A 657-nucleotide genomic window follows, 5' to 3' on the forward strand; every position below is an offset into this window, starting at 1 on the left:
TCATCCACACGGTACTGAGCCATCTTCAGCAACCACGCCATGTACTCATCCACGTTGAAACGCTCCGTGTACATCGGCTCCATGGCGTCGCAGCGTTCCTTGTTGATCTGGCGGCGCTTCTCTTCCAGGGCCTGGTAGTATTCGTACTCGTCATTGATTTTCTGCTGTTCTTCGGGCGTGAGGCGGTCCCAGGCTTCCTGTTCCTCGATTTCGTCGAGTTCGGCCATGGTAAGGAGCGCCTGCCGTGACTTATCGAATACGTATAGGCGGCCGTAGGTATCGGTACCGGCTGCATCCAAGAGAATGGCTCCGTGCTCCTTTTTGCGGAGCGGGCGGTCGCTGTTGAGCCATACCCGGACATCGCCGAGATTGATGGGCTTGGTCAGGCGGTAAAGATATACCTTCCTGTAGATTCGGCTGTATTCGCCGGGCTTCTCGAATTTGAATGCGAGGAGGGCTTCTTCCTCGGTGAAGTATGGGTACATGTAGTCACCGCATTCCTGCCAGTAGGGTGCGTCCAGGCGAGGGTCATCCCAGACGAGTTCCTTGCCGTCCTTACGCTTGTACCGTGAGCGGCCCCTCGGGGGGTTGTTCTTTTCCTTGCGGCCTCGGTTCACATGCACGAGATAGCCGTACACGCCAGGCTCACCCTCCAAC

1 protein-coding gene is annotated in these 657 nt (G+C 57.1%); it reads right to left on the reverse strand.

Annotation, left to right across the window (positions count from 1 at the left end; all coding sequences use genetic code 11):
- Positions 1 to 657, reverse strand: a 657-nt coding sequence (locus HMPREF2605_RS09530) for a hypothetical protein (RefSeq protein WP_168167591.1), incomplete at both ends; no start/stop codon positions are given.

The organism is Rothia sp. HMSC065C03 (genome assembly GCF_001837295.1).
Lineage (GTDB): Bacteria > Actinomycetota > Actinomycetes > Actinomycetales > Micrococcaceae > Rothia.